11 protein-coding genes and 9 tRNA genes are annotated in these 15,537 nt (G+C 37.9%); 18 read left to right on the top strand and 2 right to left on the bottom strand.

The features are described 5' to 3' along the window. Window positions 1-52: 52 nt before the first annotated feature. A tRNA-Met gene (locus CXF71_RS05350) sits at window positions 53-129 on the bottom strand. Between the two features lie 289 nt (window positions 130-418). Here CXF71_RS05350 and rlmKL point away from each other — a divergent pair. From rlmKL to rmf, 5 genes are all read left to right on the top strand, one after another. Beyond that, window positions 419-2,566, top strand: coding sequence for a bifunctional 23S rRNA (guanine(2069)-N(7))-methyltransferase RlmK/23S rRNA (guanine(2445)-N(2))-methyltransferase RlmL (gene rlmKL, locus CXF71_RS05355; protein ID WP_101231951.1), 2,148 nt, complete (start codon window positions 419-421; stop codon window positions 2,564-2,566). 13 nt (window positions 2,567-2,579) lie between these two features. Next, window positions 2,580-2,858 (top strand): glutaredoxin family protein, encoded by a 279-nt coding sequence (locus CXF71_RS05360; protein ID WP_101231952.1) that lies wholly within the window; start codon window positions 2,580-2,582, stop codon window positions 2,856-2,858. 21 nt (window positions 2,859-2,879) lie between these two features. After that, window positions 2,880-4,817, top strand: a complete 1,938-nt coding sequence (gene uup / locus CXF71_RS05365) for an ATP-binding cassette ATPase Uup (RefSeq protein ID WP_101231953.1) — start codon at window positions 2,880-2,882, stop codon at window positions 4,815-4,817. A 132-nt stretch (window positions 4,818-4,949) separates the two neighbouring features. After that, entirely contained in the window at window positions 4,950-6,767 is a 1,818-nt protein-coding gene (locus CXF71_RS05370; RefSeq protein WP_101231954.1) for a DUF3466 family protein, read from the top strand. 249 nt (window positions 6,768-7,016) lie between these two features. Beyond that, window positions 7,017-7,190: a ribosome modulation factor gene (gene rmf, locus CXF71_RS05375; RefSeq protein ID WP_101231959.1), complete on the top strand. Its 174-nt coding sequence runs from the start codon at window positions 7,017-7,019 to the stop codon at window positions 7,188-7,190. 179 nt (window positions 7,191-7,369) lie between these two features. On the opposite strand, the gene fabA is transcribed toward rmf, so the two are convergent. Then, entirely contained in the window at window positions 7,370-7,885 is a 516-nt protein-coding gene (fabA, locus tag CXF71_RS05380; protein WP_101229678.1) for a bifunctional 3-hydroxydecanoyl-ACP dehydratase/trans-2-decenoyl-ACP isomerase, read from the bottom strand. A gap of 188 nt (window positions 7,886-8,073) precedes the next feature. Between fabA and CXF71_RS05385 the strand changes: the two genes are divergently transcribed. The 13 genes from CXF71_RS05385 (at window position 8,074) to CXF71_RS05445 (ending at window position 15,233) form a co-directional block, all read left to right on the top strand. Next, window positions 8,074-8,355: a hypothetical protein gene (locus CXF71_RS05385; protein WP_198559839.1), complete on the top strand. Its 282-nt coding sequence runs from the start codon at window positions 8,074-8,076 to the stop codon at window positions 8,353-8,355. 97 nt (window positions 8,356-8,452) lie between these two features. Beyond that, window positions 8,453-9,097 carry a UvrY/SirA/GacA family response regulator transcription factor gene (gene uvrY / locus CXF71_RS05390; protein ID WP_101231955.1) on the top strand — a complete coding sequence of 215 codons (645 nt, stop codon included), beginning with the start codon at window positions 8,453-8,455 and terminating at the stop codon, window positions 9,095-9,097. Between the two features lie 24 nt (window positions 9,098-9,121). Beyond that, window positions 9,122-11,041 carry an excinuclease ABC subunit UvrC gene (gene uvrC / locus CXF71_RS05395; RefSeq protein WP_101231956.1) on the top strand — a complete coding sequence of 640 codons (1,920 nt, stop codon included), beginning with the start codon at window positions 9,122-9,124 and terminating at the stop codon, window positions 11,039-11,041. 160 nt (window positions 11,042-11,201) lie between these two features. After that, window positions 11,202-11,783: a CDP-diacylglycerol--glycerol-3-phosphate 3-phosphatidyltransferase gene (gene pgsA / locus CXF71_RS05400; RefSeq protein WP_101231957.1), complete on the top strand. Its 582-nt coding sequence runs from the start codon at window positions 11,202-11,204 to the stop codon at window positions 11,781-11,783. Between the two features lie 249 nt (window positions 11,784-12,032). Further along, window positions 12,033-12,108: transfer RNA gene (locus CXF71_RS05405), tRNA-Gly, on the top strand. A gap of 65 nt (window positions 12,109-12,173) precedes the next feature. Further along, window positions 12,174-12,247: transfer RNA gene (locus CXF71_RS05410), tRNA-Cys, on the top strand. A gap of 4 nt (window positions 12,248-12,251) precedes the next feature. Next, window positions 12,252-12,336, top strand: a tRNA-Leu gene (locus CXF71_RS05415). Window positions 12,337-12,381: 45 nt separating this feature from the next. Next, window positions 12,382-12,457, top strand: a tRNA-Gly gene (locus tag CXF71_RS05420). A 223-nt stretch (window positions 12,458-12,680) separates the two neighbouring features. Next, window positions 12,681-12,756 (top strand) — tRNA-Gly (locus tag CXF71_RS05425). A gap of 72 nt (window positions 12,757-12,828) precedes the next feature. Then, a tRNA-Leu gene (locus CXF71_RS05430) sits at window positions 12,829-12,913 on the top strand. Window positions 12,914-12,954: 41 nt separating this feature from the next. Then, window positions 12,955-13,030 (top strand) — tRNA-Gly (locus CXF71_RS05435). A gap of 127 nt (window positions 13,031-13,157) precedes the next feature. Then, window positions 13,158-13,242, top strand: a tRNA-Leu gene (locus CXF71_RS05440). Window positions 13,243-13,745: 503 nt separating this feature from the next. Beyond that, complete coding sequence (locus CXF71_RS05445; RefSeq protein WP_232771391.1) at window positions 13,746-15,233, top strand: alanine/glycine:cation symporter family protein; 1,488 nt, start codon at window positions 13,746-13,748, stop codon at window positions 15,231-15,233. Window positions 15,234-15,537: the final 304 nt, after the last annotated feature.

Below are 15,537 nucleotides of genomic sequence, written 5' to 3' on the forward strand. Positions count from 1 at the left end.
TTGTTAGTAAATACTTAAACAAGCCAAGCTGTTTTAATTCAAACTTAAGAATTGGTTGCGGGAGCCAGATTTGAACTGACGACCTTCGGGTTATGAGCCCGACGAGCTACCAGGCTGCTCCATCCCGCGTCCGAATGGTTCAAATGTTACTATTGCTAGTAAACACTTAAACAAGCCACAATATTTTACTTCTTATTGCGAGAAGTTTCTTCCAGAAAGGTTACTCCCTGAAAGCGATGCGTATAGTAAGGATAGAGCATCGATAAAGCAAGCGCTTTTATAAAAAAAACACCGTTAGCGTAAATGTTATTCGTTACGTGTGAAAATCAGGCAGTTTCGGTCAGTTAAAGTTAACTTTTGTTTATGTGCTTTGCGTTTGCGTATATAATCGCGCCCATAATTTACTCTGGAAATTACCATGAAAGAATCCACGCAACAATTTTTAGCCTTAACATCTCCGGGTATTGAAGTTTTACTGTTCGACGAAATAAAAAGCCTCGGCGCATTTAACGTTATACAAAAACCAGAAGGCGTTTATTTTCAAGCTTCTTTAGCCTTGGGATATAAAATATCTCTTTGGACACGCCTTGCTACCCGCATCATGCTTAAACTAGGTGAGGGTGAAGCGAAAGATAAAGATGAATTGTTTAAAGCCGCGAGTAGTATTAACTGGCCCGATATCTTTAACTCGACTACTACCTTTGCTGTCGACTTTGTTGGTTACAGCGAAGAAATTCGTAATAGCCAGTTTGGTGGCTTAACGATTAAGGATGCGATCGTTGATCAATTTAGAGATCAAGGTTTCGAACGCCCTAATGTTGATAAAAAAGCACCTCAAATTAGTTTTCAGGCTCGTTTACTAAGAGATAATGTTACCATTTTTCTTGATTTTTCTGGCCGTGGTTTATTCCAACGTGGCTATCGTGAGCACAGTGGTGCAGCACCTTTAAAAGAAAACTTAGCAGCCGCGTTAATAATACGTTCGGGTTGGTTAAATGATACTAGCAAGCCGTTGGTCGATCCTATGTGTGGTTCAGGCACTATTTTGATTGAAGCCGTTTCAATGGCCGCTAAGCAAGCACCTGCTATTAACCGACAGTCGTGGGGCTTTGAGTCTTGGTTGTCACATGATGATGCTGTTTGGAAAAAACAATTAACGCTCGCGATAGATAGCTCTGAAGAAAACATGTCGAACTTCAACGTGAAAGTCTTTGGTATCGATATAGATGAACGTGTAATCAGAACAGCACAGCAAAATGCTCGTAATGCTCAAGTACAGCAATATATTGAATTCACCTGTAAAAATACCAATGACATGGATAATACTTTTGGGCAACCGGGTACAATTTTATTTAACCCACCTTATGGTGAACGAATTGGTGAATTACCTGAGTTAGTAGAAAATTTCGTTTTATTCGGTCAAAAACTTAAAATGCAGTTTAAAGATTGGCGTATTGCTATATTAACGGCGAATGTCGATTTACTTTCTTTGCTGAAACTGTCGAGTTTTAAGCGTTATAAATTTAAAAATGGCCCGTTAGATTGTCAATTAGCTTTATATAACCTTGATGCAAAACAAGGGGCAAAAGATGTGTCAAACCCGCAATCTGATTTTGCTGAAGAAGATAGTGCGTTTGCTAACCGTTTAAAGAAAAATCGTAAAAATTTAAAGGGCTGGTTGAAATCAAATGAGATTGAAGCCTACCGTTTATATGATGGTGATATTCCAGAATATAATGTTGCCATTGATATTTATGGCGAGTATTTAGTGATACAAGAGTACGCTGCACCGAAAACTATTGAAGAAGATAAAGCGCAAAAACGTCTGCAAGAAGTTATTTATTGGGCGCCGAAGGTGTTAGATATTCCAAGAGATAAAGTGATTTTGAAAACGCGCGCTAAGCAAAGAGGCGCTAATCAATATGAACGATTAGAAAAAACGAAACAATCGCTGACTATTAATGAACATGGCGCCTTGTTTAAAATTAACTTATGGGATTACCTCGATACGGGCTTGTTTTTAGATCACCGCAAAACGCGTCAAATAGTTGCGAAAAAATCTCAAGGGAAATCATTACTTAATTTATTTGCTTATACAGGTTCGGTATCAGTACAAGCTGCGGTACAAGGAGCTGCGTCGATTACTACTGTAGATATGTCTAATACCTATTTAAATTGGGCAGAAGATAACTTTGCCTTAAATAAGCTGAACGGTCATAAATATCAATTTATTCAAGCAGACTGTTTAGATTGGTTGAAAAAGAATGTTAATAAATTCGACATCATCTTTATTGACCCACCAACATTTTCTAATTCAAAACGCATGGAAGATAGCTTTGATGTACAAAGAGATCATGTTGTATTAATCACCGATGCTTTAAAATCACTTAATAGAGGCGGTGAAATATTTTTCACTAATAACAAGCGCAACTTTAAGATAGATTTTGAAGCGTTAACTGAACTGGGCTTAACTGCACAAGCAATGTCTGATGTTACGCGTGATAACGATTTCGCCCGAAATAAGCATATTCATAATAGCTGGTCTATTAAGCGGACAGCGACATAAATTAGTAGCAATAATGATTAAGTATAATTTATATGGCAGCGAAGGCTGCCATTTATGTGAACAAGCGTTAACACTTTGTTTAAAAGTATTGACTGTTGAGCAAGTAACTCAGGTTGATATTATTGAACAAGAAAATGTTGACCATGAAACGAAAACACTGGTCGAATTGTATGGTGTACACATTCCCGTACTCGAAAAATTAGCACAAAACAGCAGTGAAAATACTAAGCTGTTTTGGCCATTTACCCAAGCGCAAGTAACGCAATTAGTTAACAGCAATTCAATTAGTTAACAATCAAGCATAAGAAGAATTATGGAATTATTAAGAATAGCCAATGGTGAGCTTGCCTTCGGCGAAGATAAGATTTTAAATAAAGCAGATTTAAGTGTACAAACTGGCGAACGTATCTGTTTAGTAGGGCGTAATGGAGCAGGTAAGTCTACTTTAATGAAGATATTAATGGACTTGCAAGGTTTAGACGATGGGCAGATTTTAAAGTCTAGTACCATGAAAATGTCAATGCTCGAACAAGATCCACCAGAGTCATCTGATATCTCTGTTTTTGACTATGTTGCTGAAGGGGTAAAAGAAAACGCCGAACTTCTCCGTCGTTATCACGCCTTAATCCACTTGATTGGCGAAGATCCAAGTGACAAAAATCTTAACAAGTTAGCAAACGTGCAAGAAGAACTTGAAAAAGCCAATGCTTGGCTAGACGAACAGCGCATTGATCAAGCCATGACTACGTTATCATTAGATGCGGATGCTAAAATTTGCGACTTATCTGGTGGTTGGTTACGTAAAGTTGCATTGGCTAAAGCGCTTGTTACCAGCCCTGATATATTGTTACTCGATGAGCCAACAAACCATTTAGATATTGAAAGCGTGTTATGGCTAGAGCAATTCTTAAAAGACTTTGCCGGTACTATTATCTTTATCAGCCATGATAGGGCGTTTATCCGTGGTTTATCTACCCGTATTTTAGATTTAGATCGCGGTAAATTAAAAAGTTATCCGGGTGATTACGATTTGTATATCGAGCAAAAACAGCATGATTTACAAGTTGAAGATCAACAAAATGCGCTATTTGATAAAAAATTAGCGGAAGAAGAAGTATGGATCCGTCAAGGGGTTAAAGCCCGCCGTACTCGTAATGAAGGCCGAGTTCGTTCGCTAGAAAAACTTCGTCTTGAGCGAACCGCACGTCGTGATGTACGTAATCAAAGTACCATGAATATTACTCAAGGTGACCGCTCTGGCAAACTAGTCTTTGAAGCTGAAGATGTCAAAGTAGCCTTTGGTGATAATGTAGTCATTGAAAACCTCAACCTACTTATTACGCGTAATGACCGATTAGCATTAATTGGTGCTAACGGTACGGGTAAGTCAACACTGATTAAACTAATCATGGAAAAGCAAGCCGCTACGAGTGGTAAAATGCGCTCAGGTGTTAATTTAGATATTGCTTATTTTGATCAACATCGTGAAGCCCTTGATTTGAACCTAACAGTACAAGAAATTGTCGGTGAAGGTAAACAAGAGGTTGTCGTAAATGGTCGTTCTCGCCATGTATTAGGTTATCTACAAGATTTCTTATTTAGCCCTAAAAGAGCGCGTACACCGGTAAGAGCTTTATCAGGTGGTGAGAAAAACAGATTATTACTTGCTCGATTGTTTTTACGTCCAAGCAACTTGCTTATTCTCGATGAGCCGACCAACGATCTTGATATTGAAACATTAGAGCTTCTTGAGGAAGTTGTTGCAAATTATGCAGGAACCGTTATTTTAGTGAGCCATGATCGCGACTTTGTTAATAACTGTGTAAATACTTGTTTGTATTTTGACGGTACCGGACAGATAAATCAGATTGTTGGTGGGTACGATGACGTAGATGATTACCTCGCCTTAAAGAAAGTACAGCGCGATAACATGGCTGATGGTGCGGATAAAAAAACTAGTCAAGAAAAGCAGTCTAAAAACAGTGCTCATCTTGAACAAAATAATGCATCAACAGAAGCTGAAGCAAAGAAAAAAAAGCTATCGTTTAAAGAAGCACGTGAGCTTGAAATGCTGCCTGGAAAAATTGATGAACTAGAAAGTTTAATTGATTCTCTACAAGCGCAAGTTAATGATGCTAACTTTTTTAGCCAAGATGACAAAATAACTCAAAAAGTTTTGAACCAGCTGGCAGAAAGTGAGTCAAATCTTGAAATCGTTTATGCCAGGTGGCAAGAACTCGATGATGAATAACAAATAAATACTTTAAAAGGGTAAGTCTTCGTTTTAAAGTATTGCCTTGATGTATACCTTAAATAACAGTGATTAACTTGATTGTTAAAAAACAAGTTAATCCAGAACAACCATAAAGAGTAAGCAAGTAGAATGAAGCCATTTTCAAAAAATATACTCGCGTTAACAGTAATTAGTGCTTTGAGTTTAAGTTTATTTAACTATAGCCATGCTGAGACTTATAGAGTAGTTGATAAAAAACCAGCAGAAAATCTTGGATATACTTACGGTGGTAAGTTAAATAATCAGGGTAATATGGCTGTAACTGGGTCGAATGTTTATAATTTCCCAGTACAATTTGACTATTTCGATGAGACTGATTTTAATAATATTGTTTATTTAGCTCTTTCTCGCCAAGACTATTATTTTGGTCTTGGACCTATAGAAGACCTTGAAGCTATGAAGATAGGGGAGCCAACAGCAAATGATCTTGCTTGGGCTAAGTTATATCTTGAAGAAAAGAATAAGTCTAATACAAACTTTGAATATCAAATCGTTGCCGATACTGCCGCAATGATTAATCTCAATGAAGGCAGCGTATCGACAGAAATATGTGTCTTTGATACTGATTTTACAGGTACCGCCTGTAGTGGGGAAATAACGCGTTCAACTGTCAGTTCAATTGAAGGCTTTAACAACAGTGGTGTTATGTTTGGTACTGCAACGGCTCCCTATTTGCCTTTGGCTGGGCCTGCTGACAGTAACGGGCTTATTCAAACTCATTGGGTGCGTGCACATGGTCAACGCGGTTTCTTCTCCCCTGATTTTGGTGAGACTATTATCGAAATCCCTCCTGAATTTACAGAGTATGGTGGTGGCATATCCGCCATTTTTGATATAAATGATAACGGTATTGCGGTTGGTTACAGTAGTTATAAACTCAGTGAGTTCAGAGAAAATCAAATACTTGATGAAACAGGTGGTTGCGCAGACCCCGCTATTTTAGCCACTATACCTTTTGAAGTTTGTGTTCAAAAAATACAAAGCGGTATGTATCACGTTCAAGCGTTTAAGGCGACATTGTCGGCAGATAACGTTCCAGAAACAGAGCAGTTGGGCCTGTTAATTACACCTCATGCTGATGATGACAGGGCTTTTTCTAGCCAAGCCCTTGCCGTTAATAATCATGGAGTCGCGGTTGGTTATGCTCATGGCTGGAATGACACCAATGTGACGACACCCGCCCCCAATGAGCGGATGGGGGGCTCATATGCGGTGATTTTTAAAGACGGTAAAGTGTCTGACTTTAATCAACTTCATTATAACTTCAATTCTGGATCGGTTTATCCTTTTTCTCGCGCAAATGATATTAACGACAATGGTTTAGTTGTTGGTTATACCCGTGATCCTGTTCGATTTATTAAAAAGCTTTTCTATGTTGATACTAGTGTTCCTGAAAGTGAAATGGAAATTATTATCCCCAAAGACTTTTTTACTACGTCAGTAAGCACCGCTTTTGCCGTGAATGCTTCAGGTGTAATTGTCGGTGAGGCACAAATAGAAAGTCATAATGAAAGTGCTAATAACCCTCGTCGTACTACCGGATTTATGTTTGATACATCAATTGACTCACCGGTAATTACCGATATTAATACGCTGTTAAAGTGTGATTCCCCGTATAATATTATTAAAGCAAATGACATTAATGATGTTGGTCAAATTTCAGCTACTGCCATAGTAAAGTCCGCATCATACGATACTTTAGGAAAGCCAGTCGTTGATGATAGTGGTAATCCAGTGATGATTGATGTAGTACGAGCGGTATTACTTGAGCCTATTGAAGGTGGTGAAGTAACAGATTGTGGTTTGGTTGAAGAAAAGATAGAAAGGCAGGGGGCAAGTATTAGCTCAATGGTATTATTTTCACTATTAGCCATTTGTGGATTTCGTCGTAGAAGATTCAAGCAATAATTTTACAAGGATTTATTAAGTTTTAAAGTTTAATGACTGATAATTAAGTATAAAAAAAAAGCACTTTCTAGTGCTTTTTTTATGTCGGTAATTTATTAAATTTAATCATTGTATTTAGGCTTTCTTGAACTATGCTTAATAAAGTTGTTCAATAATTGGTTGACGAATTAACTTGCTCGAGAGCAATTATTTATTGTCGCAACTAATATTTATATCTCTATAAGAAGAACCAAGGAGCGTGTATTTATGATGAAGCGGCAAAAACGCGATCGCCAAAATAGGGCACACACAAGAGGTTACCAAGCAGGTATATCTGGTCGTTCTAAGGAACATTGCCCGTACCAAATTGATGCAATAAAGTCACAATGGCTTGGCGGATGGCGAGAAGCCATAGAAGATAAACAACAGGGGCTTTTTAAATAAACAATTTTATTGTTTTGTAAAGAATTGCTCGACAGTATATTAATTAATTTGAATTAATCTATTAAAAAGCCCAGCAAATTGCTGGGCTTTTTCAATTGTAATTTTTGTCAAATAACCAAGTAAGTATTACTAACAGTTAGTAAAGAACTCTAGGTTACTGTCAGTAAGCAAAAGCTACTTTAGAACTTGCTAGTATCAGTAAATAAACCGACTTTAAGATCTTTAGCCGTGTATATTTCACGGCCATCAACACTTACACTTCCGTCAGCAAGACCCATGTAAAGTTTACGTTTAATAACGCGTTTAAAGTCTATTTTAAAGGTAACTTTTTTAGCGGTAGGTAGTATTTGACCGGTAAATTTAACTTCACCCACACCTAAAGCACGGCCTTTACCCGGACCACCCGTCCAAGCTAAGAAAAAACCAACAAGTTGCCACATAGCATCTAAGCCTAAACAACCTGGCATTACCGGGTCACCTTTAAAGTGACAATCAAAAAACCATAGATCTGGGGTAATATCTAGTTCGGCTAATATGTAACCTTTACCATTTTCACCACCTTCTTCAGAGATGGTAATAATGCGATCCATCATCAGCATGTTGTCAGAAGGAAGCTGTGAATTACCTTCACCAAATAATTCCCCTGTGCCTGCTTTTACTAAATCTTCTTTACTGTATGAGTTTTGTTGTGGCATCGCCATAATAAGCTGAAATCCGATAATAAATTTTAGGGGGCTACTTTAGCGTACACTTGTACTCTAAACAACTCTGAACAGTTAAAAATTTCAATTAATTTGTCTATATCAAATTTTTTTCATATCTTGATTATGCGGTCGTTATGCGTAATTATAGGTGCATGTAGCTAGAGATAAACAAAATTTTCATGAAAAATGCCGAACAAATGAATGAATTGCCTATTAAAAAAGTTGCGATGAGTAATGCTGAAAAGCAAAAGCGTTATCGTGAACGACAGAAAGAGCGTGGTTTGCAGGAAATGCGCGGTTATATGTCACCAGAGGCAAATAATTGTTATCAACTTATTAGTGAACAAACTAACTGGTCAGACAGTGTTATACTCAGTAATGCTGTACGACTAACTTATGCCGCTTATAAAAATGGTCAAATAGGCTTGTTAAATAGTTGGCTGAAAAATAATAAACTCTAAATAGTATTAATAAAGCGACTACCAGACTCTTCAATTGAATAGTCTGCACTTTCGCTATATTCTTGCTCTTTTTCAAATCTAATTAAGGTTGCCTTGCGTGATAAATGTTTTATTGGTTGATGATCATCACCTTGTTCGTGTCGGTATTAATAAAATTTTAACGAGCGTTAAAGGATTAAATGTTGTTGGCGAATGCGAAACAGGTGAAGAGGCAATTAAATTTTGTCGAAACAGTGAACCTGATGTTTTACTCATGGATATGGATATGCCAGGCATGGGCGGTCTTGAAGCGACAAAGAAAATATTACGCTTTGCACCAGACGTTAAAATTATAGTGTTAACAGCGCATTCTGAAGACCCCTTTCCAAGTAAAGTGATGCAGATGGGGGCTGCGGGTTACTTAACTAAAGATGCAGGCCCTGATGAAATGGTTATTGCTATTCGTGCGGTGCATAGTGGTCAACGTTACCTTCCTTCTGATATCGCACAAAAAATGGCATTGAACCAATTTAAATCGGTTGATGATAACCCTTTCAATACTTTATCTGATCGAGAGTTACAGATTATGATCATGATAACGCGTGGTGATAAAGTCCCCTCTATCTCTGAACATTTAAACTTGAGTACTAAAACGATTAATAGTTATCGTTATCGTATGTTTGAAAAACTCAATGTCAGTAACGATGTAGAATTAACGCATTTAGCTATTCGCTTTGGTATGTTAAAAACAGAAAAGCTATAACTCTCCCTAAGAAGCTTAGTCTTAATGCCGTCAAAACCTGATGATAATGTAAACAAAAAACCAACCACTCAAGCCTCAACTTTCGATAGTGAGGCTTTTTTGCGTGTAGTTACCGCGAAAGCGGGCGTCTATCGCATGTATGATAGTAAGCAAGTGGTTATTTATGTTGGTAAAGCCAAAGATTTAAAAAAACGTCTAGCGAGTTATTTTCGCAAAGATGTAGGCTCAGTTAAAACACAAGTATTAGTTAAGCAAATTGCCGCCATCGAAGTTACCGTTACTCACACGGAAGGTGAGGCGCTGATCCTTGAAAACAACTACATCAAAAAGTATCAACCCAAATATAATATTTTATTACGTGATGATAAATCATACCCTTATTTACTTATTACCGCCCATAAGCATCCTAAGTTAGGCTTGCACCGCGGTGGTAAAAAAATAAAGGGTGACTATTTCGGTCCATTTCCAACGGTTGGGGCTGTCTGGGAAAGTTTGCGTTTAATGCAAAAGATATTTCCTATTCGGCAATGTGAGGACAGCTACTATCGCGCACGTTCAAGACCTTGTTTACAACATCAACTAGGACGTTGTTCAGCACCCTGTGTAGATAAAATCTCTGAGGGCGATTATCAAGACCAAGTTAATTTAGCCAAGCTTTTCTTACAAGGTAAAAGTTCGACGGTGATTGAGCAGTTAGTGTCAAAAATGGAATTAGCCAGTAATGAGTTAAATTTTGAATACGCGGCTAAATATCGCGATCAAATAGTAACGCTAAGAAAGGTTCAACAGCAACAGTTTGTCAGTGGCCATGTTGCCGAGTTAGATGTTGTCGGTTTATATCGTGATAAAACGCAAGTATGTATTCACCTGCTCTTTATTAGACAGCATAAAATATTAGGCAGTAAAAGCTATTTCCCAACAGTGCCAAGTGAAAGTACAGACAGTGATATATTGCAGGCTTTTATTGCCCAACACTATTTAACCGCTGAAACATTAACTAATGGCAAAGTACAGGGTAGTATTCCTAAAGAAATTGTTATTAAAGAATCAATTGGGCAGGTAGAAGACTTAGCGACTCTATTGAGTGAACAAGCAGGCCATGACGTTAAGATATCAACGAATTCACGTAGCGAACGAGCTCAGTATTTAAAGCTGGCTGGTACCAACGCACAAACAGCACTCGTTACCAGAAATAGTCATAAAGAGTCAATGCAAGCACGCTTTGCTGCGTTGAATGAAGTGTTTGAGCTAGAAAATGGCATACAGCGTATTGAGTGTTTTGATATAAGCCATACCATGGGGCAACAAACGGTTGCTTCTAATGTAGTGTTTAATCAAGAAGGTCCTCTAAAAACAGATTACCGCCGATATAATGTCTTTGGCATCACCCCTGGCGATGATTATGCTGCTATGGCATTTGCTTTAAGAAAACGTTATGGGAAATTAAAAGGCACCCCTGTTAAGCCTGAAGAGCATAGTGCCTTAGAAAAGTTACCCGATATTGTCTTTATTGATGGTGGTAAAGGACAACTTGCTGAAGCTGAGAATTTTTTTAGTCAACTGGCGTTAACAAAAACACCGTTATTAGTCGGGGTTGCTAAAGGTGAGTCACGTAAACCGGGCTTAGAAACATTGATTTTAGCCGGTAGCCATCAGTTGATCTCTTTACCTGCTACATCCCCAGCATTGCACTTAGTGCAGCATATTCGTGATGAATCGCATCGCTTTGCTATAACAGGGCATAGGGCGAAGCGACAAAAGGTAAGTAAAAAGTCTCGTTTAGAATTAATTGAAGGAATAGGTGCTAAAAAACGGCAAAGTTTATTAACGTTTTTAGGTGGCTTACAAGAGGTTATACAAGCCGACATTATTACCTTAGCGAAAGTGCCTGGCATAAGTCATGTGTTAGCGGAGAAAATCCATAATGCTCTACATGACAAGTAAACCTCTATAACCGTACTTTTTATCACCAATCAAAAATTTAGATAAGGTTTTGCTATGCAAGGCTTTATTGAGCTATTTTACCTAAACTTGTCCCATTCTGCCGTAGCACTGCTATAACAACTTGTGTAAACTAAAGAAAAATACTTGCAGTGAAAAGTTAATGTGGACAATACCTAACCAAATAACATTATTTCGGATCGTCTTGATCCCAGTTTTCGTCATAATTTTCTATTTACCTCTTTCGTGGAGTAACTTCGGTGCATTCGCTATTTTCTGGTTAGCGGCAATTAGTGACATATTAGATGGTTATCTTGCTCGAAAGCTCAATCAATCTTCAGCATTTGGCGCTTTTATTGACCCTGTTGCCGATAAACTGATGGTTGTTGTCGCCTTGGTTATGATTGCGCAAGACTATAGTTCATGGTTGGTTTCTATAGCCGCTATTATTATGATAGCGCGAGAAGTATTTATTAGTGCGTTACGTGAATTCATGTCTTCAATAGGGAAACGTGACATTATAGCCGTGTCTAATATGGGTAAATATAAAACGGCAGCGCAAATGCTCGGTATTATGGGACTCATTTGGCAACCTAGTTACGATATTCCATTAATTTTTTTCCACTTGCCACATGAAGTGATTAATTACCTTTCTTATGGCTTTTATTCTATTGCGACTGTTTTAACCGTTACTACCTGGGTTAGTTACTTCAAAGCAGCGTGGCCAGAGTTAAAAGCACAATAAACATTTTTAAAGAGATTTGATGGTATTTAACCCACTCAAACGAGCTTTTAGTTAAAAATAGAACAAACGACTCGCTTTTTAAGCAGTTAGAATAAAAAGTCAATTTAATAGTTGACTGGAAAATATTAAGATGTAGAATGCGTTTTCGTTGACAGGGAGTCAGCAAGTAAAGCGAATTAGGCTAAGTTGATGTTACATCTTCTAGTTGTTCGTTATACTAGGTTTTGTAACTGTTAAGATTTAAATGAAGCGGCTGTAGCTCAGCTGGTAGAGCATCACGTTGCCAACGTGAATGTCACGAGTTCGAGTCTCGTTAGCCGCTCCAATTTAAGTTAAAATAAAAGCAAAATTTATTGATAGTGATATCACTGAAAACATCGTTGACAAAATGGCGGGTTGGCAGAGTGGTTATGCAGCGGATTGCAAATCCGTGTACACCAGTTCGATTCTGGTATCCGCCTCCATTTTGCCCGGGTGGTGGAATTGGTAGACACAAGGGATTTAAAATCCCTCGCCGAAAAGCGTGCCGGTTCAAGTCCGGCTCCGGGTACCATATCCTCAACGATAGATGGGAAGTAAAAAGTAAAGCTCTCATGAAGCGGCTGTAGCTCAGCTGGTAGAGCATCACGTTGCCAACGTGAATGTCACGAGTTCGAGTCTCGTTAGCCGCTCCAATTTTAGTTGTAATGCTAAAAGAAGTTTTACCTGCAAAAGTAGTAAGTGAATATTTGTATTTTACGAGCTGCAGTATCTAAGTTAGTAGAGCATCACGTTACCAATGTGAATGTCACGACTTATGTTGATGAGAGTAGTCTCGTTAGACGCTCCAATTTTAGTTGTAATGCTAAAAGAAGTTTTACCTGTAAAAGTAGTAAGTGAAAATTATTATTCTACGTAGCGGCTGTAGCTCAGCTGGTAGAGCATCACGTTGCCAACGTGAATGTCACGAGTTCGAGTCTCGTTAGCCGCTCCAAGATTTCACAAAAGAATAAGTAGGTTACCAATACCTACTATAAAAAACTCCCTTTATCTTATAGATAACGATGCCCGGGTGGTGGAATTGGTAGACACAAGGGATTTAAAATCCCTCGCCGAAAAGCGTGCCGGTTCAAGTCCGGCTCCGGGTACCATTTATTTAGATGTAAAGTAGTAAAAGTAAAGCTCTAATGAAGCGGCTGTAGCTCAGCTGGTAGAGCATCACGTTGCCAACGTGAATGTCACGAGTTCGAGTCTCGTTAGCCGCTCCAATTTTTATAAGTTTATGACAAGAGTCATTCATTTTTAATAAAAAATGATAAATGAATTTATAAAGAGTAGGTACCAACCTACTATAAAAATACTCCCTTATCTTTGGTGTAAGCCGAGAGATACAATGCCCGGGTGGTGGAATTGGTAGACACAAGGGATTTAAAATCCCTCGCCGAAAAGCGTGCCGGTTCAAGTCCGGCTCCGGGTACCATCTTATAAATTCAATATATACACCTATCTAAAACATTAACTATCTGTAAAATAATAATTTTTAGATATATTTATCCGATTATATACCCCCTAAATAAATAATTCTGAATACTATTCATCAATTTAAAATGATACTTAACTCTATTCGTTTTATGAGATATTAAATTTTTATAAATACCCTAATTTTACTTGTTCTCCTACTATCCTGATATAAACTGTAAAATCTCTATCCATTTCTTGTTAATTTAGCCATTAAGAGCAATTTTTATCTTGCTACCTAGTAGGTGGTATTTTGAAAACTTGCTGATGTAAACAACCGATAAAACCTAAAGCACTGGTTACAACCATAAATAAATACGCTAATTTAAAAAAGCCCTTAGCAAATTGTAATTATATTATGTAATACTCGCTAATTAACGAACTCATTAAAGCACAGACTGGTGGCACAATAAGTTCATCGGTATTTAAAAAAATAATGATATGAAAATAATTCTAAGTGTCGTAATGACATTATTGTTCAGTCCATGCGTAATGGCGTCCGATTTGACGATTGATAAACAAATTGATCAGTTATTGGTACCTATCGCTAATTTCTTTACCAGTATCATTTTCTACAGTGTTGATGTAGCTGGCACTCAATTTCCTCTCATTGTAATGTGGCTCATCATTGCTGCCGTCATTTTTACTTTCTATTTTGGTTTCATTAATGTTCGTGGCTTTACCCATTCTTGCAAAGTAATTCGAGGCGATTATTCAAACCCTGATGATCCGGGTGAGGTAAGTCACTTTCAAGCACTAACCACGGCACTTTCAGGCACCGTTGGTTTAGGTAATATAGCAGGTGTTGCTATTGCTGTTTCAATTGGTGGGCCGGGCGCAACATTTTGGATGATCATTGCTGGTTTTATGGGAATGTCCACCAAATTCTTGGAATGTACCCTTGGCGTAAAATACCGATACATAAATACACAGGGTAAGGTTCATGGTGGACCTATGTATTACCTTAAGAATGGTTTGGCTGAATTAGGCTATGAAAAACTGGGTAAAGTCCTAGCGAGTTTTTTTGCGGTATGTTGTGTGGTTGCTTCTCTTTGTGGCAGCAATATGTTGCAATCAAATCAAGCCTATCAGCAGTTTGTCATAGCAATGGGTAATGAAACAAGTTTTTGGGCAGATAAAGGTTGGCTTTTCGGTAGTTTACTCGCGATTGTGATTGGAGTCGTCATTATTGGGGGGATTAAAAGTATTGCTAAAGTCACTGAGAAACTAGTGCCTTTAATGGCTGGAATCTATCTGTCTGCGGCCCTTTTTGTTTTAGCCTATCACTATACAGAAATACCGCATGCAGTCAGTCTTATCATTAATGGTGCATTCAACCCCACCGGTGTTGTCGGCGGTATTATTGGCGTAATGATACAGGGGTTTAAACGTTCGACATTTTCAAGTGAAGCAGGTGTGGGAGCCGCTTCAATTGCTCACGCAACCGCATCAACTAAAGAGCCTGTTAGAGAAGGCTATGTCGCATTGCTTGAGCCTTTTATCGATACTATCGTTATCTGCACCATAACCGCATTAGTGATTGTTATTACGGGGGCTTATCAAACAACCGATGGTATTGATGGTGTTGCGTTAACTTCTCGAGCGTTTGCCAGTGTTATTTGGTGGTTTCCTTATGTACTGAGTGTTGCGGTATTAATGTTTGCCATTTCAACTATGATTTCATGGGCATATTATGGTTCTATTGCTTGGGGATATTTGGTAGGTGAATCTAAAATATTAGACTTACTCTATAAGGTTGTTTTTTGTATTTTTACAGCACTAGGTGCATCGGTAAGTTTACATGCGGTTATCGCAATATCAGATTCAATGTTTTTTTCGATGGCTATCGCTAATATCATTGGATTGTATTTATTAGCGCCACAAGTCAAACTTGATTTGAGGAAGTACCAAAACATATATTGTAAAAGTTATAGGCCTAAAGATAATGGTTAAGAATTTTTATAGCATTTAACCATGTTACTTCCCGTAAGCTGATTAATAATCAGTAGGTTTTGATCAATAACACTATTGATCAAAACCTATATCACACAACTCTGTTATTAAGTGTTATCTCAATTTGATTAAATTTATTCCCAACTCAGAGCTCTGCTCGATGTTCAATAACAAGGAAAATTTGTTTCGGTTTAGTCATTCTAAATCAAATAAACTTAACGATGTTAGTGGACATCGAGAAAGCTCCCAGAGGGCGAGTTTAAAAGGTTTACATGCAGCGTTATTGATTTTGATAAGGACGCTG

The sequence above is a fragment of the Colwellia sp. 12G3 genome (genome assembly GCF_002836775.1).
In the GTDB taxonomy this organism is placed as follows: domain Bacteria; phylum Pseudomonadota; class Gammaproteobacteria; order Enterobacterales; family Alteromonadaceae; genus Colwellia.